The sequence below is a fragment of the Achromobacter aloeverae genome, from assembly GCF_004121055.1.
In the GTDB taxonomy this organism is placed as follows: Bacteria; Pseudomonadota; Gammaproteobacteria; order Burkholderiales; family Burkholderiaceae_B; genus Bordetella_C; species Bordetella_C aloeverae.
The window spans coordinates 488451-509648 of record NZ_PYAL01000004.1 but is presented as its reverse complement, the minus strand read 5'-3'; the positions used below and the strand labels follow the sequence as shown (position 1 = coordinate 509648).

Below are 21198 nucleotides of genomic sequence, written 5' to 3'. Positions count from 1 at the left end.
GTCAGCGATCCGCGCCCGGCCGCGGCTCGTCCAGCCGACCCAGCGTTTCCGGAATGATGCATGCGCCGATGACGAACAGCACGCTGATCACCCCGGCGAAGATCGCCAGCGTCGAGGGCAGCTCCGCCGGCGTCGACGCCACCAGCGACACGAACGTGGGCATCATGCCGCCTATCGCGAAACCGATATTCCAAGACAAGCCCGTACCGGTCGCCCGGATGGCGGTGGGAAAGCGTTCGTTGAGGAAGATCAGGATGGGAGCAAAGCTGGCGCATCCCAGCGAAGCCAGCAGCACTGCATAGACGCCTATCTGCATCGGCGTCTGGGCGTTCTGCAGGCTCATGTACAGGGCCGGCAGGCCGAAGACCTGCACGATGCCCACCAGCAGGAACGTGCGCTTGCGGCCGATGAAGGTGCTCAGGTGGCCGATGGCCAGGGCCACGACGATCACGGCGACCGAGCAGGCCATGAGGATGTCCGCGGCGATACCGCTAGGCGCCTGGTTGACCACCTTCAGGAACGTAGGCAGGTAGCCGGACGTCAGGTAATACCCGCTGCCCCCGCCTATGGTCAGCAGCAGATTGACCAGCAGCACCGCCCGGTATTCGCCGGCGAACAAGGTGCGCAAGGGCGAACGCTGCACCGCCACGGCCTTCTCGCGGCGGGCCTGCTCGGCCTTGGCCGCCTTCTCCGCGGCGACCTTCTTCCAGAGGGGCGACTCTTCCAGCCGGTTGAAGATGAATAGGCCCAGCACCGAGCTGATCAGGCCGGTGAAGAACATGCAGCGCCAGCCCCAGACATCGAATTGATCGCCCGGGAACAGGTGCGACATGGCCATGTACACCAGCGACGCCAGCAGCGCGCCGATGCCCGCGCCGCCGCCGCCCACCAGGCCGGACACCGCGCCGCGGTAGCGTGGCGAGACGGACTCCGTCCCGATCGTATGCGTCGACGCCACCACGCCGCCGACGAAGACCCCCTGGACCAGGCGCAGGAGAATGAACAGGACGGGCGCCAGCAGGCCGACCTGCGCCACGGTCGGCAGCAGGCCGAAGGCGGCCGTGGAAACGCCGACGCCTACGACGGCGAGAATCATCGCACCCTTGCGTCCCTTGCGGTCGGCATAGGAACCGAACAAGGCCGATCCCAGCGGACGCATCAGCAGCGTCACGGCGAAGGACGCATAGACGGCCGCCAGCGACAACATCGCATGCTGCGAGGGAAAGAATAGCCGCCCGACCACCGGCGCGACGTACAGGAGCACGAACAGATCGAACAGATCCAGCGCCCATCCCAGGCAGGACGCGATCACCGCCCCCGCCACCTGGCGGTTCTCGGCCCGGTCGGGCACCGCCGCTTGTTGCATACTCATCGACATTTTGTCCACTCCCTGGTTTATGTGCCCCGCTCAACGCTGGAGACTCGCGCACTGCCGCCGATCACCCCATGGCGTCGGCGATCTTCTCGGCGATCATGATCGTCGGAATATTGGTGTTGGCCGATGGCAGGCGCGGCATCAGCGATGCGTCCACGACCCGCAGCCCGCGCGCGCCATGCACCCGGCCCTGGTTGTCCGTGACGGCGCGCGGATCCCCCGCCGGTCCCATGCGGCACGTGCCGCTGGCGTGCCATACGCCGAATACCTGCCGGCGTATGAATGCCGCCAGTTCCGTCTCGTCGGCCAGCAGCGCCGACATCCGGCGTCCGCCGTTGAAGAAGCGGCCGATCAAGGCCCGCCGCAGTGGCGCCGGCGCGTCCAGCGCCGCGCCCAGCACGCGCGTCAGCCGCGCATTCCCCGGCGTATAGCGGCTCAACGCCTTGACGCGCGGTGAAAACGCCGCGGGGAAGAAGTCCCGCTCGTCATCGCTCAGTCCGCTGTCGCGCACCACGTTCGCCAGCATGCGCACGCCCTGGATCAAGCGCGCGAGGTCGCGCGGATCGTCCAGCAGGTTCAGGTCGACCTTGGGCGGCGCCAGCGGGTCCGCCGACGCCAGTTCGACGCGTCCGCGCGAATAGGGCCGGTTGCACCACAGGAAAAACAGCCCCAGCCGGCTTCCCAGCGCGTGCCAGGCGGCCCGCGTGGCGCTGGACAGGTAAAGATCCGCATCGTCGCAATCGGCCACGCCCGAACTCAGGCGCGCCGCCGTCATGCTGGCGCGGCGGCGCTGCAAGGGCACGCGCAGGCGCGGCGCCAGGTAGTGGCAGAAGGTCAGCGAAGGATGGTCTTGCAGTTCGCGCCCCACCCCGGGCAGATGCAGCGTGCTGGCGATGCCGAAGCGCGCCAGGTCGGCGGCATCGCCGATGCCGGCGTGCATAAGCAGCAAGGGCGATTGCAGCGCGCCGGCGCACACCACCACCTCGCGCGCGGCGTGCAGTTCGAAGGGCCGCCCCGCCTGGTCCACCGCCGACACGCCCCGTGCCGACGCCTGGTTCATCAATATGCGCTGGACGCGCGTGGTCGCGTAGATGTCCAGGTTGGACCGCCGGCGCGTGGCGCGGTCCAGGTAGCCCGCCGCCGCGGACACCCGGCGGTCGTTCTCGTTGGAAAAGGCGCCAGGGAAATACCCGTCGCCGAACTCCGCGTTCTGGTCCGCCAGCGGCGCCAGGCCTTGCGCGCGCAGCCCGGCGGCGAACGCATTGCAGAAGGCCGGCCACTGCGGCGGCGCGATGCGGCGGATGGCGATGGGACCATCGGCGCCGTGCAGCGGATGGTCCGGATAGTCCAGGTCACGCTCCAGCTTGCGGAAATAGGGCAGCACATCGTCCCACCCCCAGCCCGCCGCGCCATCGGCCGCCCAGCCGTCGTAGTCGCGCGGCAAGCCTCGGTTCGCCGACTGGACGTTGATGCTGGACCCGCCACCCATCACCCTGCCCTGCTCATAGACGCGGCGCGCCGAATCGCGCGTGGCCGCGGCCGTCAGCCGCGGCCAGATCCAGCGGTCGCCGCAAAACACCGGCATGGGATAGCTGTCGAGTATCTCCTCCGGCTCCGCGCCGGGCTGCGTATCCTCGCCCGCCTCGACCAGCGCCACGCGGACGTCCGGTCGCGCGGACAGGCGATTGGCCAGCACGCAACCCGCCGACCCGCCGCCGACGATGACATAGTCGTAGGTACGCACCGCTGCGCCGCTCATCGTGCTTGCACCTCAACGGCCACGGAACACCGGCGCCCGCTTGCCATGGAAGGCCTCCACGCCCTCGCGGAAATCGTCGGAACTGCGCAGGCGGCTATAGCAATGTCCCTCCAGTTCGATCGAGGCCGACAGGGACGCGTCTTCCGTGTCGTTCAACAGCTTCTTCGCCGTGCGCTGCGCGATGGGCGAGAAGCCCACCAGCTCGGCGACCAGGCCGGCGGTGGCGTTCTCCAGTTCCGCGTCCGGCACCACTTCCGTGGCAAGGCCCCAGTCGTAGGCCTGCTGGCCGCTGATGCGGCGCGAACGCATGACCACGTCCTTGGTGCGCGTGATGCCGACCATTTTCTGCAAGCGGGCGGAGCCGCCGGAACCGGGAATCTGGCCCAGCTTCTGCTCGGGCAGGGCATACTGCGTCGTTACGCTGGCAAGGCGGAAATCGCAGGCCAGCGAAATCTCGAAGCCCACGCCGAAGGTGTAGCCGCGGTTCGCGGCGATCACCGGCTTGCTGCAGCGTGCCGGCGCCGCCACGTTCCAGGCCAGCTTGGAGACATGCTCGGGGGTAGCTTCCAGGAAGCCCTTGATATCGCCCCCGCTGGAGAAGTGTTCGCCTTCGGCGCGCAGCACGATCACCCGCACGCGCTCGTCTTCGTCCAGGGCCTCGAACACCAGGCGCAACTGGTCGCGCTCCGGCATGGAGATGATGTTGAAAGGCGGCCGCGCCAGGACGATGTCGGCGCGCTGCTTGTCCGCGTCGATCTCGACGCGGAAGCCATCGAGGTTTTCCAGCAGGTGTTGGGCGGGATGTCGCAGGGTAGTCACGGTGTAGCTCCTTGGTTCAGGTCGCGGGCGCCGCCTGCGGCTTGCGCAGGCCTTGCCAGCGTTCCAGCAAATGTTCGTGATGAATGCCGAACAGGTCCAGGACCCTTCCGACGGTATGGTTGACCACGTCGTCCAGCGACGACGGCAGGTTGTAGAAAGCCGGGACCGGCGGAAAGATGATGCCGCCCATCTCGGTCACGCTGGTCATATTGCGCAAATGCGCAAGGTTCAGGGGCGTCTCGCGCGCCAGCAGCACGACGCGCCGGCGTTCCTTGAGTGCGACATCCGCGGCGCGGCTGACCAGGTTGTCGGCCATGCCCAGCGCCACCGAGGCCAGCGTCTTCATCGAGCACGGCGCGATCACCATGCCTTCGGTTGGAAAGGAGCCGCTGGATATCGCCGCGCCGATGTCCTTGACGCTGTGCACCACGTCGGCGAGGGCCTCGATATCCGAGCGCTTCATCGACAGTTCCTGGGTCGCCGTCAAGGCCCCCGACGCCGACAGCACCAGGTGGCTCTCCCAGCCGGGATGGCGGCGCAATTCCTGCAGGATGCGCACGCCATAGATGGCCCCGCTGGCGCCGGTGATCCCCACGATAAGACGCTTGCGCCCCCCCATGATCACCCCCCGGTCGCCGTGAAGTCCACATGGCGGCCGGCGTCGACCCATGCCGACAGGTCCACGCTATCTTCGCCCGGCACGCGCACCCGGGTGAAGGTGTGCTCCTGGTACTTGACGGGCCGGGTGGCGTCCAGCCCCATCTTGGCGCTGATGCCTTGTTCATGGGCGGGCGCGACCTGGCCCGCCTGCGCGCCGCCCAGCGTCGTGGACGGGTCCAGCGCCGACCCCTGCGCGCCGCTGATCACCACCAGGTCGCGATCGGCCTGGAAGCGCGTCGCCACGGCCCACTCCACTTGCTGCGTATCGTGGACCTCCACGTCATCGTCGACCACGATGACCTGCTTGATATCGTAGTGCGCGCCAAAGGCCCCCAGGATCACGTTCTTCGGCTGGCCCTCGTGCGTCTTGCGCAGCTTGACGTACAGGTGGTAGCGGCCCACGCCGCCGATGGAAAGGTGCACGTCCAGCACATTCGGGAAGCTGCGCTGCAAATGCGCCAGCAAGGTCGCTTCGCGGGGAATGGACCCCAGCAGCAGGTGCTCCATCTCCGCCGGCACGATGGTATGGAAGATCGGCGAGCGGCGATGGGTAATCGCGTCCACGGCGATCACCTCGCGCTGTTCGCGGGCGCTGTAGTACTTGGGAAACTCGCCGAAGGGCCCTTCGGCCACGCGCTCGTCGTGCAGGATACGGCCCTCGATCACGATTTCGGCGTCGGCCGGCACGTGCACGCCGTTGGTCAGGCAGCGGACCACGCGCAGCGGGCCGCCGTGCAGCGCGCCGGCAACCTCCAGTTCGTCGCTGTCGATGGGCGAGATCGCCTGCGAGGCCAGCAAGGTGAGCGGATCGGCGCCGATCACCACGGCCACGGGCAGGTCCTGCCCACGCTTTTCGGCCTCCTTGTAGAAGGCGAGCAGGTGGCGCGGCAGCATCAGGATGGCCATGCGGTCCTTGGCGTGCACCTGGATGCGGTTGATCGAGACGTTCTGGACGCCCGTGACGGGATTGCGGGCGATCACCATGCCGGCGGTGATATAGGGCCCGTTGTCGTGCTCGCTGTGGGTGGGGATGGGCAGGATCGCCCGCACGTCGGGGTCGCGATGCACCACCTGCTGGCAAGGCGCGTCGGCTTGCGGCACCTCTTTGGAAGGGATGGGCTCGGCCGCGGCATTGCGAAACGCCGCCAGCAGTTCCGACTCCGGCACGCCCATGGCTTCCGCGATCCAGGCGCGCCGGGACATGAAGCCGGACACCACCGGCACGGCGTGGCCGCCGGGCTGCGGGAAATAGGCCGCCTGCTTGCCGTCCAGGCGCTTGGCGATCGCCGCCAGCTCGTGCTCCAGCGCCGCGCCCGGCTTGATCACCGAAAGGCGGTCCGTGGCGGACAGGTGGTTCAGCCAGCCGCGCAGGTCGGTATGGGCTGCCTTGCGAGGTTCAGGTTGCGTCATATTCAGCTCGACGTGTCAGGTTACAGGGATAGGTCCGCGCGCTTACGCTGCCGCGCCGGTCGATGTATCGGGTTCGTATTCGCCCGCCGACAGCTTGCGGCGCAAGACCTTGCCGACCGGCGACTTGGGAATATCGTTGACGAAGACATACTCGCGGGGACGCTTGAAATTCGGCAGATCCGAGCCGCGGCAATAGTTGTCCAGTTCAGCCGCGTCGACGGCGGCCTTGCGCTTGACGAAGGCGACGACCCGCTGTCCCCAGCGTTCGTCGGGCATGCCCGCGACGGTCACTTCGTCCACCGCCGGGTGCAGCGACAGCACGGACTCGATATCCACCGGGGAAATGTTCTCGCCGCCGCTGATGATCATGTCATCCACGCGGCCCGTGACGTACAGGTCGCCATCCTGGTCCACATAACCGGTGTCGCCGGTGCGGTACCAGCCGTTGCGTATCGACTTGGCGTCGGCGTCGGGGCGCTTCCAGTAGCCCTCGAAGGCTTCGTCGCCCGCCAGGTCGGCGACGATCTCGCCCTCCTCGCCACGCGCGGCCAGCGCCTCGGGCGCCCCCGGGTCTTCCGCGCCCAGCGCCACCACGCGCAACCGCGTATTGATGCCCGCCTTGCCCGCGCTACCCGGCTTGCGGGTGGCGTCGGCATCGATGGCCACCGTGTAGATTTCCGACGATCCGTAGTGATTGACGAAAAGACTGGGCTTGAACACCTGGTCCAGGCGCTGCAACAGGGCGTCGTGCATCGGCGCGCCGGCGAAACCCAGCTTGGTCACCGAGGACACGTCGCCGCCCAGGCGTTCCCGGCAGGCCAGCATGTCGTGGTAGAGCGTGGGCACCAGGTAAAGGCAGGTCAGCCGGTGGCGCGCGATCACTTCCAGCGTGCCGGCGGGATCGAACCTGGGCATGCAGACGAACAGCCCGTCGACCAGGGCCATGGCCAATAGCGAACGCACGCCCATGGTGTGGTACAGCGGCATCACGCCCAGGGTCCGCTCGCCGCGGCCGTACAGGTTCTGCGCCACATGGGCCAGGGCGGCGGCGCGCTCGTGGCGATGGCGGCGCGGCACGCCCTTGGGCTTGCCGGTGGTGCCGGACGTATAAAGCATCAAGGAATGGTCGTCGGCCCGCGCCACGGGCGCCAGCGGCGCACCGCGATGGGCCGCCAGCAGGGCATCGAAATGCAGCGCGCCCGGCGTATCGCCCACGGCCACGGCCGGTATGCCGCATTGCGCCGCGGCGCTGGTCACGGCCTCCGCGCTGGCCGACTCGAAAAACACCGCGCGGGCTTCCGCGTTCTCGATGCAATAGACCACTTCCTCCGGTTTCGCGCGCCAGTTCAAGGGCGTCATGACCAGGCCGAGGAACTGGCAGGCCCAGTGCAGGGTCGCCATCTCGTACCGGTTCTGCAGCACGGCGAGCACCCGCTCGCCCTTGCGCAGGCCCATGTCCGCCAGCGCGCCGCCCAGGGCCGCGATGTCGCCATGCCAGGCGGCATAGTCGCGCGATGTCTCGCCATCCACGATGGCCGTTGCGTCGGGGCTGCGCTCGACGCTCTGCAAGAAGGTCTTTCCAAGGTCCAGCATGTCTACCCCGCTCCTCGTAATGCCGCCCGTCGTTCGGCCGCGGTTTCCAGCACGGCCTTGACGATATTCGTGTAGCCGGTGCACCGGCACAGGTGCCCGGACAACATGTCGCGCACCTCCTGTTCGCTGGGGTCCGGATTGCGTCCCAGGTAGTCCTGGCAGGACATCAGGATCCCGGCCGTGCAGAACCCGCACTGCAACGCATGGTTGCGCCGGAACGCGCGCTGCAGGTCGTTCAATTCGCTCTCGCGGCCGGCCAGGCCTTCCACCGTATCGACGTTGCGCCCTTCCACCTGGACCGCCAGCGTCATGCAGGCACGGCCCGCCACGCCATCGATCAACACGGTGCATGCGCCGCAGACGCCGTGTTCGCAGCCGACGTGCGTGCCGGTGGCTCCAAGGCCGTGCCGAAGATGGTCCGACAGCAGGGTGCGCGACTCGCACGCCGCGCGGCGCGGCTCGCCATTGAGGATGAAGGACACCGTGTGCGCCTCATCGCGTTTCAGCCGTTTCATGCGACCTCCCCTCCTGCATCGGCACGCATCACCTTGCCCAGGGCACGCGCGCCCAATGTGCGCACCAGATGGCGGCGAAATACCGCCGTGGCGTGCCCGTCGTCCTGCGCGTCCAGCTGCCACGCGAAGTCGTTCACGGCGCTGGCCAGGTCCGCCGCCGGCATGCGCGGCCAACGCCGCACCATGGGCCGGTCGGCCACGCCGCCGACCGCCAGCGTCAACTGCTTGTCATCGGCCACGGCCGCGACGGACGCAATGGCGAAGTCGCCATGCCGGGACGAGAATTCGTCGAAGGCGTAGCGCGTGCCGGGCGCCGCCAGGGGATAACGCACGGCCGCCACCAGTTCATCCGGCGCGCGCGCCGTCATCAGCATGCCCTGGAAGAACTCCTCCGCCGGCAGCGTGCGCTGCTTGCGGCGCGTGCGCAGCAGCACCTCTCCGCCCAGCGCGGCGAGCACCAGCGGCAACTCCGCGCTGGGATCCGCATGCGCCACCGATCCGCAGACCGTCCCGCGATTGCGGATCTGGAAATGCGAGATGAAGGGAATCGCCTGCGCCAGCATGGGCACCTCGGCCGCCAGGCCGGGCCGCCACTCGACCTTGGCCTGCGTGGTCGCCGCGCCTATGGTCATCCACCCCTGCTCGACCGTCACATAATCGAGATCGGCGGCGCGCGAGATATCGATCAGCGCCGTGGGCTGGGCCAGGCGCATGTTCAGCACGGCCATGAGCGACTGGCCGCCGGCCAGGATGCGGCCGTCGGCGCCCAGTTCGGACAAGGCGTCCAGTGCATCCTGGGCATGGTCCGCGCGGATGTAGTCGAAAGCCTGGGGTTTCACGATACACGCCTCCAGCGGCCCAGAAGGCGCCGCCACCACGGCTCGGCCGCCGTGCCGCCGCCAGCCTGGCGGCCCAGTTGATCGAAAAGCTGACGCAGCACGATGCGGGCGGCGCCTTCCAGCATGCGGCCGCCCACGGCCGCCACCTTGCCGGAGACCTCGGCCTCGTAGTCGTAGGTCAGCAGGGTGCCGCCGTCTTGCGGTTGCAGCGTCACCAGGCCGCTGCCCTTGGCGGTGCCCACGCTCGATATCCCCGTGCCGGACAGGCGCAGGCTGCGCGGCGGGTCCAGGTCGGACAAGGCGACCTCGGCGGCGTAGCGGGCCTTGATCATGCCCACGCCCACGGTGACGTCGGCGCGATAGCGGTTTTCCCCGGCGGGATTCAGGGCATTGCAGCCCGGGATCACCTTGGCCAGCGCGGCGGGATCCATCAGCACCGCGAACACGGCCTCGGGCGTGGCGGACAGCCTGACTTCGCCGCGCGCGGACAGCGACTTGCCGCTCTTGCCGGCGGCCGGCGCCAGCCGGACCGCGCCGGCCGAGGGCGGCGGGTCCGCCATCCCGATGAGGTGCATGACCTTGGCGGGCGTCAGCGGCAGGGTCACGTCGTCCGCGCCCAGCGCATCCGCCACCGCGTTCGCCACGCAAACCGGGGTGCTCATATTGTTGCCCTCGCCCAGGCCCTTGGCGCCCAACGGCGTAAAAGGGCTGGGCGTTGCCATATGCAGGATGACCGGCTCCGGGACCTCGCAGGTGGTCGGCACCAGGTAGTCGGCGAAAGTGCCGGACTGGAAGCTGCCGTCCTGCCCGTAGCGGAATTCCTCCATCAGCGCGGCGCCCAGGCCCTGGGCGAAGGCGCCGCGGATCTGCCCGTCGGCCAACGCGGGATTGAGGATGCGGCCCGCGTCGTGCGTGGTGATGTAGCGGTCGACGCGCACGCGACCCGTGGCGGGATCGACCTCCACGGCGCACACATCGAAGGCGAAGCCGTACGCGGCCGACGTGTTCACGCGGTCCTGGTCGTCCGGGGCGCTGAGCTGCGGCGGCGTCCAGAAGACGGTCTCGCGCAGGCCCGGCTCGACGCCGGGCGGCAGCAGCGCGGGCGCCCAATGCGGACTGGCCGCGAGACGCGCGAAGGGCTGGGCCGCGTCCGGCTGGTCGCGCCGGCCTATCCTGCCGTCGGCGAAAACGATGTCATCCGGCGCGCACCCGAACTGATGCGCCGCGATGCCGGCCAGCTTGTCGCGCAACTTCGTCGCCGCCAGGTGCACCGTGCCCGCCACCGCGCCGGCAAACCGGCTGGAATAATTGCCGGCCGCCACGGACCAGCCGTCTTTCTGGGTGTCGAACTCGATATTGACCGAGACCGCCGAGGGATCCACGCCGAAGACATCCGCCGCCACCTGCGCGCAGACGGTCTTGTGCCCTTGCCCGGCCGGCGCCGAGGCAATCACCACATTGACGCCGCCCAGGGGGTCGACCGACACGGTGGCCGCCGCGATGGCGCCGTTCTTGGGACCGGCCTTCTCCCGCGCCTCGCGCGGCAGCACCGTGGTGATGTAGCCCATGTTGGAGATCGAGGGCTCGACAATGGCGGCGTAGCCGATGCCGTACAAGCCGCCCCGGGCTCGCACCTGGTCGCGCCGCGCCAGCAATTCCTCCAGGCCGCCCTTGGACCGCACGAGGTCCAGCGCGCCCGGGTAGTTGCCCGAATCCAGCAGCGCGCCCGCCGCCGCCCTGTAGGGAAAGGCGTCGGCCGCGATGAAGTTGCGCCGGTACAGCTCCAGCGGATCGATATCCAGCTGGCGCGCGATGCGCTGCATCAGGCGCTCCAGCGCGAAGTACACCTGCGGACCGCCGAAGCCGCGCACCAGCCCCGCCGGCGTCTTGTTGGTCAACACCACCCGGTTGCGCACCGCCAGGTTCGGGATATCGTAGGGCCCGGTCAGGCAACCGTGCATGCGATAGAACGTCGCCGGCTCGGGCGCGCGCAGGTAGCCGCCGCAATCGTCGAACTGGTCGTAGGACAGTGCCGTGATACGGCCGTCGGCCTGCACGGCGGCTTCGATATGAGACAAGCGGCCGGTCGCGGACGTCGCCGCCGCGAGATGCTCCAGCCGGTCCTCCACCCACTTCACCGGCGCGCCGGCCTTGCGCGCGGCCAGGCACATCAGGACCGCGTAGGGGAATACCGCCTGCTTGACGCCGAAGCTGCCGCCGGAATCGGGAAACGTGCGGTGGCGCAGCCGGTTGCCCGGCACCTTCAAGGCCAGCGCCATGACCGTGTGCAGCGAGAACGGCCCCATGAAATTGGACTGCACGTCGTAGCCGTCCTGGGCCGACAGGTACTCGGCCACGACGACCGCGCATTCGATGGGCGTGCAGGAATTGCGGGGATAGCGGATGGTCATCCCGATGCGGTGCGCCGCCGCGGCGAACGCCGCCTCCGGATCGCCATAGCGGAAGGACCGGTCGCTGACGACATTGCCGCCCACCTTCTCGTGCAGCACCGCCGCGCCCTCGGCACAGGCGTCCTCGACGGTGACCACGGCGGCCAGCGGTTCATAGGACACCTGCACCAGGTCGGCGCCGTCCTCGGCCAGGTAGCGGTTTTCCGCGACCACCACCGCCACCGGTTCGCCGACGTAGCGCACCTTGTCGACGGCCAGCGACCATTGCTCCATCGGCTGCTTGACGCCCACCACGAAGGGCCGCGACCACGCGGCCAGGTCCGCGCCGACCAGCACGGCGCGCACGCCGGGCAGCGCCATGGCCTTGGCGATGTCGATGCCGGTCAGGCGTGCATGCGCATGGGGGGACCGGACAATGGCCGCGTGCAGCGTGCCCGGATGCAGGGCGGCATCGTCGCCGTAGCGTCCGCGTCCGGCCAGGATGGCCTGGTCTTCCACGCGCTCCCGTCCCTGGCCCACGTGGGAAGGCCGGAGCGGCGTGGTGTCCGCGGCGGGGAAGGATGGTCGAGTGCTGGTGTCCATGTCGATGAGCGCTGCCGCGTGGGGATGTCGTGGGCTGCCTGCGTCCTATTCCGCCTGGATTCCGGCGTTGCGTATCACGCCGCCCCACTTCTTGATCTGGCCGTCGAAGAAGGCCTGGAAGTCCTGGACGGAGCCGCCCACGGGCTCGACGCCCTGGTCGGCGAACACCTTCTTCACGTCGGGCGACTGCAAGGCCTGGTTCAGCACCTCGTTCAGGGACGACACGATGGCCGGCGGCGTGCCCGCGGGCGCGGCCAGGCCATACCAGACCGCCACGCTGAAGTCGGGATAGCCCTGTTCCGCCACAGTCGGCACATTGGGAGCCAGCGCGGAGCGCTTTTCGCTGGTCACCGCCAGCGCGCGCATCTTCCCGGCGTTCAGATGGGGCAGCACATTCGGGCTGTTGTCGAACATGACGTCGACCTGGCCGCCGAGCAGGTCGGTCACCATGGGCGCGCTGCCCTTGTAGGGGACCTGGACCAGGGACACCTTGGCCTGCTCTTCGAAATACACCATGGTCAGGTGGTTGGACGTTCCCGTGCCGGCGGTTGCATAGTTCAGCCGGCCCGGACGTTCCTTGGCCTGCTTGACGAAGTCGGCCAGCGACTTGACCGGCGACGACGTCTTCACGACCAGGAAATTGGGCGTCTGCGCGCCGACGATGATGGGCGCGAAGTCCTTCGCGTCATAAGGCAGCTTCTTGTAGAGAAACTGGTTGGCCACCAGCGGAAAGCCGACGATGGTCAGCGTGTAGCCGTCGGGCGCGGCGCGCGCGCCCTGCTCCGTGCCCACGATGGTCCCGGCGCCCGGCTTGTTCTCCACGATGAAGGGCTGCTTGTAGGCCTCCTGCAGTTTCTTCGCGAACAGGCGCGCCATGGTGTCGTTGAATCCCCCCGGCGTGTAGGGCACGATGATGCGTACGGCCTTCTCCGGGTAGGCGGCCCGAGCCGCGCCGCCCGCCGTCAAGGCCGCCGCGCCCACCAGGGCGGCAAAGGCTACCTGCAAGTACTTCCCCATGCGCGTCTTCATATTGCGTCGTCTCCACGATACGGACCGTCAACGCGGTCCTTTCCTTTATGTCGGTGTGTTTATCCAGGCGTACCCGCTGGCAAGCGCGTACGCCTGGCCGCCGGACACGGCCGCGACAGGCGCGGCGGCCCGACTTCCCCCCAGGGGCGTCTAAGCCATGCGTGGGACCACGCCGGCTTCCTGGTAGATGTGCTTGATTTCCATGAAATCGATCAAGGCGTCGTAGCCATGCAGGCGGCCGATGCCGCTGCGCCGGTAGCCGCCGGTCTCGGCTTCGGCGAACAGCTTGTTGTGGTCGTTCAGCCAGACCGTGCCATTGCGCAGCGCGCGGGCGACGCGCATGCCGCGCGCGCCGTCGTGCGTCCAGACGCTGGCCGACAGGCCGTATTCGGTATGGTTGGCGCGCGCCACGGCCTCGGCTTCGTCCTCGAATCGTTCCAGCACCAGCAGCGGGCCGAAGATCTCTTCCTGCACGAAGAAGGCCTGCGTATCGCGGTGCGCGACCAGCGTGGGCGACACGAAGCAGCCCGCGGCCAGTTCACCGTCCAGCCGCCGCCCCGCCAGCACGACTTCGTCGGCCTCCTGCTGCGCGGCCTCGATGCGCGCCTGCACCGCCGACGCCGATGCCGGGTCGATCAGCGGGCCGATCTGCGCGCCCGGCGCGGTCCCCGGCGCCACGCGCAAGGCCGCGAGGGCATCGCGCAACGCCGTCTTCATTTCCTCGTAGCGCGAGCCGTGAACGAGCACGCGGCGGGCAGCGGTGCACTGCTGCCCCGAGATGATGGTGGCGGCGGCGGCCAGGCGAGGCGCGGCCCACTGCACGTCCACGTCGTCGAAGACGAGGCAGCAAGACTTGCCGCCCAGTTCCAGCGACAGTTTCTTCATGGTGGGCGCGGCCGCGGCCATGATGCGCTGCCCCACGGCATTCGAGCCGGTGAAGCTGATCACGTCCACGTCGGCCGATGCCACCAGGGCCTGCGACGCCGCGCTGCCGCTTTCGGTCAGCAGGTTGACGGTGCCAGCCGGCACGGCGGCGTCCTCGATCAAGGGCGCCACCAGGGCCGCGGTCAAGCGCGCCGTCTGCCACGCCGACTTGATGACCACCGTGCAGCCCGCCGCCAGCGCCGGCGTCAAGGCGCGTATCAACAGCACCGCGGGCGCATTCCAGGGAATGATCAGCCCGGCCACGCCGGCCGGTTCCTTCAGCAGCGTGGAGAACGCGCCCGGTTCGACTTCCAGGACGTGGCCGGGGATATGGCGGGCCAAGCCGGCGTAATAGCGTATTTCCGATATCGCACCGGCGATCTCGCCGCGCGACTGCGCCAGCACCTTGCCGTTCTCCAGCGTCAGCAGGTCGGCCAGTTCCGCAGCCTGCTGTTCCAGCCGGTCGGCCCAGCGCAGCATGGCCATCTGGCGCACCCGCGGGCTCTGCGCCCAGGCCGACTGGAAGAAGGCCCGGTGGGCAGCCGCGATGGCGGCCTCGGCATCATCGGCGCCGCTATCGGCATAGCGGCCCGCCAGCTCGCCGGTGGCGGGATCGCGCCGCTCGCCGATGCGGCCGCTGTTCGCGGGCACCCATCGTCCCGCGATCGAATTCAAGGCAATATCGGCGGCGCTCATGCGTAGCTGTCTCCTGTCCGACGAGCCTTCCGGCCCGTTCTTTTGATGTACGCAGTCTAGGAAGCGGCCAGTATCACGTCAATTAATCTTTAATTATCCAGTTCATCACACAAACTGATAATATGGCCCGAACGCCCAGGCACCGGCCGGACGCCAGGACTCGACAGGATCGACTTGCACCATGGAATTGCGGCAAATCCAGTACTTCATCTGCCTGTATGAGGAAGGCACGGTCACGCGTGCGGCGCGGCGGCTCAATATCGTGCAGCCCGCGCTTAGCATGCAGATCGCGCGCCTGGAGGACGAAATCGGCCGCAAGCTGTTCGAGCGCAGCCAGCAGGGCATGCGCCCGACGGCGGCGGCGCGGCAGATGTACCGCACCTTCCTGCCCATCATGCGCGACTTCACGCATGCCCGGGACCAGCTCCTGCGCACCGATGGCGAGCTCAAGGGGCATGTCAACGTGGGCATGATCGCGTCCATCGCACAAGGGGTGCTGTCCGATGCGATCGAGGAATTCGCCGCCCAGCATGCCAAGGTCACCATCACGGTCACTGATGGGTATAGCGCCACCCTGGGGGACCTGGTCGCGGGCGGCCAGCTGGATGCCGCGTTCATCAACAAGCCGCGCCGCCCCCTGTCCCTGGCGGTCGAGCACATCGTCGACGAGGACCTGGTGCTGGTCACCGGCAGCGCCCATGCGCACAGCCTGGGCCAGACCGTGCCCTTGCGCGAGGCCGCCATGCTCAACCTGGCCTTGCCGACCCGCCAGCATGGGTTACGCGGCATCCTGGAGAGCTTCGCGCAGGCCGAGGACATCGACCTGTCGCCCACCTATGAGATGGACTCCATCGTTTCCATCATCAAGCTGGTCGAGCGCACGGCCTACGCGACCCTTCTACCGCGCGTCGCCGTGCGCAATCGCGTGCAGCGCGGCAGGCTGCGCCTGCACGAAGTCTCGGCGCCGCACCTGTTCCGCCAGGTCGTCTGCGTCACGCACCCCCGCCGCGCGTTGAGCGCCGAAGCCGCCTCTTTCCTGGAAGTCTTGACCCGCCACGTCCGCGGCTTGTCCGCGCCCCTCAGGCAACCGGATACCATGCGCGGTGACTTCCCCCTTTCGAACCAGGTAGCTCAAACCCGATGAAAACCTACCAAGGCACCTGTCATTGCAAGGCGGTCCGGTTCGAGATCGATGCGGATATCGACCATGTGCGCGCCTGCGATTGTTCGGTCTGCTCGCGGCGCGGCGCGCTGATATTCCGGGTGGCGCCGGAGGCGTTCCGGCTGCTCACGCCCATCGAAGACCTGTCGGTCTACCGCTGGGGCAGCATGACGGGCGCGGACTATTTCTGCCCGGTTTGCGGCATCCTGCCTTTCCGCAAGCCCAGCGCTCCCACCGCAACGGAAGCCGCCGCCGGCCTTCGGCCATTCCTGGGATGGGCAATCAATACGCGCTGCCTGGAAGGATTCGATCCCGCCAGCGTGCCCCTGATGAAAATCCACGGCAGCCGGCTATGAAAGAACAATAGACTACGTTTCAAACAACAGGAGTTCACGTGCCCAATGCTGCCGTCGATATAGAAGCCGTCACCACCGTCACGGATGAAATAGTGACCGCCTTCGAGAAGTTGCTGCCGCAGCTCTCTCGCTCCGCCACGATACTTACGGTAGAACAACTGGCACACATCGTGGCTGCGCCCGCGAACACCGTGCTCCTGGCCCGCGACAGGCGCAACGGCCGCATCGTGGGCACGCTGACCCTGGTGTGCATGCGCATTCCCACCGGCCAACGCGCCTGGATAGAAGACGTGGTCGTGGACAGCAGCGCGCGCGGACTGGGCGCGGGCAAGGCCCTGGTCGACGCGGCGCTCGGTCATGCGCGGACATTTGGCGCGCGAACGGTGGATCTCACCTCGAATCCCTCCCGCGCCGCCGCCCACGCCCTTTACGAAAAATCCGGTTTCGCCGTGCGCGATACCCGTGTTTATCGTTATACGCCTTAAGGCCGCAACGGCTCGGCGCGCAGTGAGCCGCGCAGGTTGATGCCCACGTGCGGTTCGCGTTCCAGCTGCGCCACCAGGCCGATTTCCCAATCGAGATAGGCCCGGAACTTGGCGTCGCGTTCAGCGAGATCCCGGTACACATATGGGCCGTACCAGGTGTCTTCCTCGCCCGTCTCGATGCCCTCGCGGCCCGTGCCGGTCTCCAGGCCGGCGGCGAACCAGGCCCGGCTGCCGCCTCGCAGCACGTGCACCGTCCGCCCGGTCGATCGCAGGTCCTGCGCCACGCCATGGGCCAGCAGGCCGTCGACGGATGCCAGCACCACCCGCGTCCCGCCGGGCAGCGCGGCCAGCGCCTGCTCCAGGGCATGCGCCCCGACGAAACGCGCGCCGGCGATATGCCGCCGCGCATAGGCCACGCTGTTCTCGATATCGAACACCACCGTGCCCCCTTCCTTCAACCACGCCGCCAATTCCGTCGGATCCACCGCCGGCGGCTCCTCGATATGGGCACGCAGCACCCGCACCGGCTCCGCGCCCGTCTCCAGGCCCACGCCCGGCTGCAACGCGACGGGATACACGTGCACCTGGAAACCGCCCAGCTGCGCCAGCCAGGCGGCCGTGGTCAGCGCGCGCACGCCGTCCCAATCCGCCAGCACGATATGCGCGCCGCGGGTCGCCGCGTATTCGTCCGTCGCCTGCACCAGCTGACCGCCCGGCGCCCACCGCCAACCCGGCAGATGACCCGCAAGGTATTCCTGCCGGTCACGCACATCGAAGCGGTACACCGTGTGCGTCGCCGACTGCGACAGCAAACGCTGCAAGTCGGCCTCATCGAGGCGATTCACACCGGCGCGGCTGGCCATCTGGTCGGCGCGCGCCCGCGCCTGCGCCAAGGTCCGGTCCGTCGGCACGGGCGCCGGACGTATCTTGCCGTGGTCCAGCGTATCGCCATTCAACAGCCAGGCCATCGTGCCATCGCGCAATGACACGACCGGGTTGGGGATGCCCGCATTGATCAAGGTCTGCGCGCCCACGATGCTGCGCGTGCGGCCGGCGCAGTTGACCACCACCAACGTATTCGGATCCTGGGCCACCTCGCCGATGCGATAGACCAGTTCCGCCCCCGGCAGGCTGTATGCGCCCGGAATGCTGAAGTCAGCGAACTCCTCGGTGGTGCGGCTGTCGACCACCACCAGGTCATCCCCCCGCCGCAGGCGTTCCTTGAGGTCCGCCGCATCGATGGAGGGCGTACCCAATTCATGTTCCAGCACTTCGCCAAAGGCCTTGCTCAGGACATTGGTGCCGCTGAACAGCTGCTGGCCGGCCGCCTGCCATCCCTCGACGCCGCCCTGCAACACCGCCACGCGCGTATAGCCCAGCACCGCCAGCTTGCGCGCCGCGCGCTCGGCCAGCCCGTCGCCGTCGTCCACCAGCACCACCTGTGCATCACGGCGCGGCACCAGGCGATCGATCTCCAGTTCCAGGTTCCAGTACGGCGCCGAGGCGGACAACAGGAGATGCCCGCGCGCATAGACGCCATGGGGACGGACGTCCAGGACGGCAAGCTCGCCGGGATTGCCCAGGAGGCCCAGCAAGTCATCGGTGGCAAGTACCGTATGGGCGTAGGAGGTCTGTGTAGTGCGGGTCATAGGCGCTTCCGTAGGTCGAACAGAAAATGAAGACGGGAATCCCGAGGATCATAGGCATCGCTCGCGCCGCCGCCAAAGACCGACTGCGCATATGTTTAAGGGCTGCTTGAATGCGCGGTACGTTTCAATGCGCGCCGGGGCACGCATTAAGACGCGCACATGATCGCGCGCATGAACGCGCGCATGAACGCGCACAGGAACCCGCAATGAACCCGCACAGGAACGCGCATTTGAACGCGCAGGGGATTCAGGCGAAACTAGCGCGGCGGCGGTGCGACGCACGAACCGCCATCCAGCCCGCTTTTCCAGGATCAGCAGCCGTGATCACCAACATCAGCATTCTCGTCCGCGACCGCCATGGCCGCGCCCTCCTGCAAATGCGCGACAGCGGTGCCACCCTGGGCCCGCTGTGCTGGAGCTTCTGGGGCGGCGCGGTCGAACCGGAGGATGAAGATCACGCGCATACGGCGGCGCGCGAACTGGAAGAAGAGCTGGGTATCGTCGCCCGCCCGGCGGAGTTCATCGAGATCGGCCGGCGCACAGGCGGCGACGGCCAGGAGGCCCCCTTGATGCTGCTTCCCCGTCCCATCGAATGGGGCGACTTCCGCGTGATGGAAGGCGCGGGGGCCGGCTACTTCAAGCTGCACGAAATACAGCAGCTGCCGGTCACCCGGTCCCTGGCCTGGTATCTCGCCCATCGTCCGGACGTCTTCCTCTGGCAAGAGGGTCGCTGAGCGCTACAGGCGACGGCTTCTCCGGGGCCCTTGCCCGCGGCCGCTCTACCCGTGCCCGCGGCCGCTCCACTTAAGCCGGCGCCCGGCACATCGATGCCCACAACGCCCATGAGCGCGCTGTCTAGGACCCCGACCGCGCGGTCTCCTTATCGATCGAGCGGTACTTGTCCACCGCGCGTTTCAGCATGGCGCCGAACGCCTCCGGACTCGCGCTGGGTTGCACTTCTATTCCCTGCCTGGCCAGCACGGCGACGGTCTCCGGTCGCCGCAGGACCTGGGCGATGGCGTCATGCAGCCTGGCCACCACCGCCGCGGGCGTCCCGGCCGGCGCCAGGATGGCATTGAACGTATCGTCCTCGAAACCCGGCAGGCCAGCCTCGGCGATGGTCGGCACATCCGGCAGCAACTTCGATCGGGTGCTGGTGGTCACGCCTATCGCATTGAGCTTGCCCGCCTTCACATACGTGCCCGACGTGCTCACCTGGTCGAACATGATCATGACCTGGCCTCCTACGAGATCCGTCAATGCCTGTGAATTGCCCTTGTACGACACGCTCAGCATCCTGATGCCGGCCTGCTTGCTGAAGAGTTCCGCCGCGATGTAGCCGGTCGATCCCACCCCCGAGGATGCGAACGACACCTCGCCGGGATGCGCGCGGGCCCGCTCGATCAGGGCCCGGACTGTGCGCTGCGGCACCGAGGGATGCGCCACCAGGACCATGGGGATCTGGCATGTCTGCGTGACCGGCGCGAAATCGGCGAGCGGATCGTAGCCGGCGTCCGGCACGAACTGGGGCGCCGACACGAAGGTATTGGCGACCGCCAGCAGCGTATAGCCATCCGGCGCCGCGCGTGCCACCTCGCGGGTGCCGAGCAGGCCGCTGGCCCCCGGCTTGTTCTCCACGATCACGGACTGCCGCAGGTCCTCGGACAGGCCCTTGGCCACCAGGCGCGCGACCAGGTCCACGGTCCCGCCCGCCGCGACGGGCACGATGATGCGTATCGGTTTGCTCGGAAAGGCATCACCGGCATGCGCCGGCAGCGCCAGGCAGGCCGCCGCGACGGCGAACGCCCCCGAGAGCGCGGCCAGGCCGCGTGCAAGCTTGTTCATGATGTGTCTCCTGATAATTATTCTCTGCCGCGCCGCGCCTTAGGTTGTCCGACGTCCCGGGCAGCCCGTGCCGGCCGCCGCGCGATATGGCCGCGCGCACGCCCCGCGCCGCAGTCGTGGCGGCGCGCCGCGGAAGCCGCGGGGTTCCGGCATGTCCGCCCGGCACGCGCTCAGAACTCGTACAGCCGCGCCGCGTTATCCACCAACAGCTTGCGCGCCACGTCCGGCGTCCCGGCCCACGCCAGGGCGCGCGCCATGGCCCGCGCGTCGTCCTCCGCGCGGAACGGCGTAATCTCATCGAGCGGCCGCGGCTTGCCCGCCGCCGCCCCCGGATGTGGCCAGTCCGATCCCCACAGCACCCGATCCGGATTGGCGGCGATCAGCGCACGGGCGATCGCCGCCGCGTCGGCATAATCCGCGTCCTGAGAAATGCGATAAGGCGCGGACAACTTCACATACACGCGGCCTCTGGCCATCGCATCGCACAGGCGCTCGAATCCGGGTTGCGCCGTTCCCAGCGCCGCCTGGGCGCGCCCGAAATGATCGACGACCAGCGTTGCGGGCAAGTCCGCCAGCGGCCGCATCAACGCCGACAAGGTCTGCAGGTTGGTGTAGGCCTGCACATGCCACCCCAGCGGCGCGACGCGGCGGGCCGCCCAGAACAGGCAGTCTTGCGCGTAATCCGGATCATGCCGACCGTGGGTTTCCAGGTTGACGCGTACGCCCCGCACACCCGCCGCGTGCAGCGCGCGCAAGTCCTCGTCGGAAGTCGATGCATCGATCACCGCCACGCCGCGGCCCGCGTCGCCCAGGCGCTCCAGCGCCGCCACCGTGCAACGGTTGTCCGTCCCATAGGGGCTGGGCTGCACGATGACCATGCGATCCACGCCGATGCGCGCATGCAGCGCCAGCAGTTCGTCCAGCGTCGCGGCCGCCGGCGTGTAGTTGCGGGATGCATCCCATGGGTAGCGCGTCCCGTCGTCGAAGACGTGGACGTGGCAATCGCAGGCGCCCGGGTAGCGCACGGGCGCCGGACCGCCTTGTCCTTGCGCATGCGGGGGTGTCGAGGGGACCGTCGTCGTATTCATC

At 68.3% G+C, this 21198-nt stretch carries 18 protein-coding genes; 4 read left to right on the top strand and 14 right to left on the bottom strand.

All coding sequences use genetic code 11. From position 1 onward, the window contains the following. Position 1: 1 nt before the first annotated feature. From C7R54_RS16360 to C7R54_RS16310, 11 genes are all read right to left on the bottom strand, one after another. Positions 2-1378: an MFS transporter gene (locus tag C7R54_RS16360; protein WP_129151489.1), complete on the bottom strand. Its 1377-nt coding sequence runs from the start codon at positions 1376-1378 to the stop codon at positions 2-4. A gap of 61 nt (positions 1379-1439) precedes the next feature. Continuing rightward, positions 1440-3119 carry a GMC family oxidoreductase gene (locus C7R54_RS16355; protein WP_129151591.1) on the bottom strand — a complete coding sequence of 560 codons (1680 nt, stop codon included), beginning with the start codon at positions 3117-3119 and terminating at the stop codon, positions 1440-1442. 27 nt (positions 3120-3146) lie between these two features. Continuing rightward, the gene (locus C7R54_RS16350) at positions 3147-3953 is read right to left on the bottom strand and encodes an enoyl-CoA hydratase/isomerase family protein (RefSeq protein ID WP_129151488.1); all 807 of its coding nucleotides are present in this window, start codon (positions 3951-3953) and stop codon (positions 3147-3149) included. A 16-nt stretch (positions 3954-3969) separates the two neighbouring features. Then, positions 3970-4572 carry a UbiX family flavin prenyltransferase gene (locus tag C7R54_RS16345; RefSeq protein WP_129151487.1) on the bottom strand — a complete coding sequence of 201 codons (603 nt, stop codon included), beginning with the start codon at positions 4570-4572 and terminating at the stop codon, positions 3970-3972. A gap of 2 nt (positions 4573-4574) precedes the next feature. Beyond that, positions 4575-6023, bottom strand: a complete 1449-nt coding sequence (locus tag C7R54_RS16340) for a UbiD family decarboxylase (RefSeq protein ID WP_129151486.1) — start codon at positions 6021-6023, stop codon at positions 4575-4577. Positions 6024-6065: 42 nt separating this feature from the next. Then, positions 6066-7616 carry an AMP-binding protein gene (locus C7R54_RS16335; RefSeq protein WP_129151485.1) on the bottom strand — a complete coding sequence of 517 codons (1551 nt, stop codon included), beginning with the start codon at positions 7614-7616 and terminating at the stop codon, positions 6066-6068. Between the two features lie 2 nt (positions 7617-7618). After that, entirely contained in the window at positions 7619-8131 is a 513-nt protein-coding gene (locus tag C7R54_RS16330; RefSeq protein ID WP_129151484.1) for a (2Fe-2S)-binding protein, read from the bottom strand. Next, on the bottom strand, positions 8128-8970 hold the full coding sequence (locus C7R54_RS16325) for an FAD binding domain-containing protein (protein WP_129151483.1): 843 nt from the start codon (positions 8968-8970) through the stop codon (positions 8128-8130). Before C7R54_RS16325 ends, C7R54_RS16330 begins: the two co-directional genes overlap by 4 nt. Then, positions 8967-11963 (bottom strand): xanthine dehydrogenase family protein molybdopterin-binding subunit, encoded by a 2997-nt coding sequence (locus C7R54_RS16320; protein ID WP_129151482.1) that lies wholly within the window; start codon positions 11961-11963, stop codon positions 8967-8969. Before C7R54_RS16320 ends, C7R54_RS16325 begins: the two co-directional genes overlap by 4 nt. Before the next feature lie 45 nt (positions 11964-12008). Next, positions 12009-12992, bottom strand: coding sequence for a tripartite tricarboxylate transporter substrate binding protein (locus tag C7R54_RS16315; RefSeq protein ID WP_129151481.1), 984 nt, complete (start codon positions 12990-12992; stop codon positions 12009-12011). Positions 12993-13142: 150 nt separating this feature from the next. Continuing rightward, on the bottom strand, positions 13143-14612 hold the full coding sequence (locus tag C7R54_RS16310) for an aldehyde dehydrogenase family protein (RefSeq protein ID WP_129151480.1): 1470 nt from the start codon (positions 14610-14612) through the stop codon (positions 13143-13145). 181 nt (positions 14613-14793) lie between these two features. Here C7R54_RS16310 and C7R54_RS16305 point away from each other — a divergent pair, with 181 nt between their 5' ends. The 3 genes from C7R54_RS16305 to C7R54_RS16295 are packed head-to-tail and all read left to right on the top strand — an operon-like array spanning position 14794 to position 16615. Further along, the gene (locus C7R54_RS16305) at positions 14794-15756 is read left to right on the top strand and encodes a LysR family transcriptional regulator (RefSeq protein WP_129151479.1); all 963 of its coding nucleotides are present in this window, start codon (positions 14794-14796) and stop codon (positions 15754-15756) included. Continuing rightward, positions 15753-16130: a GFA family protein gene (locus tag C7R54_RS16300; protein ID WP_129151478.1), complete on the top strand. Its 378-nt coding sequence runs from the start codon at positions 15753-15755 to the stop codon at positions 16128-16130. The genes C7R54_RS16305 and C7R54_RS16300 overlap by 4 nt, the downstream gene beginning before the upstream one ends. Positions 16131-16168: 38 nt before the next feature. Next, on the top strand, positions 16169-16615 hold the full coding sequence (locus C7R54_RS16295) for a GNAT family N-acetyltransferase (protein WP_129151477.1): 447 nt from the start codon (positions 16169-16171) through the stop codon (positions 16613-16615). On the opposite strand, the gene C7R54_RS16290 is transcribed toward C7R54_RS16295, so the two are convergent. Beyond that, positions 16612-18264: a rhodanese-like domain-containing protein gene (locus C7R54_RS16290; protein WP_129151476.1), complete on the bottom strand. Its 1653-nt coding sequence runs from the start codon at positions 18262-18264 to the stop codon at positions 16612-16614. The two genes, C7R54_RS16295 and C7R54_RS16290, sit on opposite strands and share 4 nt — an antisense overlap. A gap of 320 nt (positions 18265-18584) precedes the next feature. Between C7R54_RS16290 and C7R54_RS16285 the strand changes: the two genes are divergently transcribed. Beyond that, complete coding sequence (locus C7R54_RS16285) at positions 18585-18998, top strand: NUDIX domain-containing protein (RefSeq protein WP_158021226.1); 414 nt, start codon at positions 18585-18587, stop codon at positions 18996-18998. 121 nt (positions 18999-19119) lie between these two features. Here C7R54_RS16285 and C7R54_RS16280 read toward each other — a convergent pair whose 3' ends face one another. After that, positions 19120-20109 carry a tripartite tricarboxylate transporter substrate binding protein gene (locus tag C7R54_RS16280; protein WP_129151474.1) on the bottom strand — a complete coding sequence of 330 codons (990 nt, stop codon included), beginning with the start codon at positions 20107-20109 and terminating at the stop codon, positions 19120-19122. A 170-nt stretch (positions 20110-20279) separates the two neighbouring features. Then, a complete protein-coding gene (locus tag C7R54_RS16275; protein ID WP_158021225.1) occupies positions 20280-21197 on the bottom strand; it encodes an amidohydrolase family protein in 918 nt (305 codons plus the stop codon). Position 21198 lies beyond the last annotated feature (1 nt).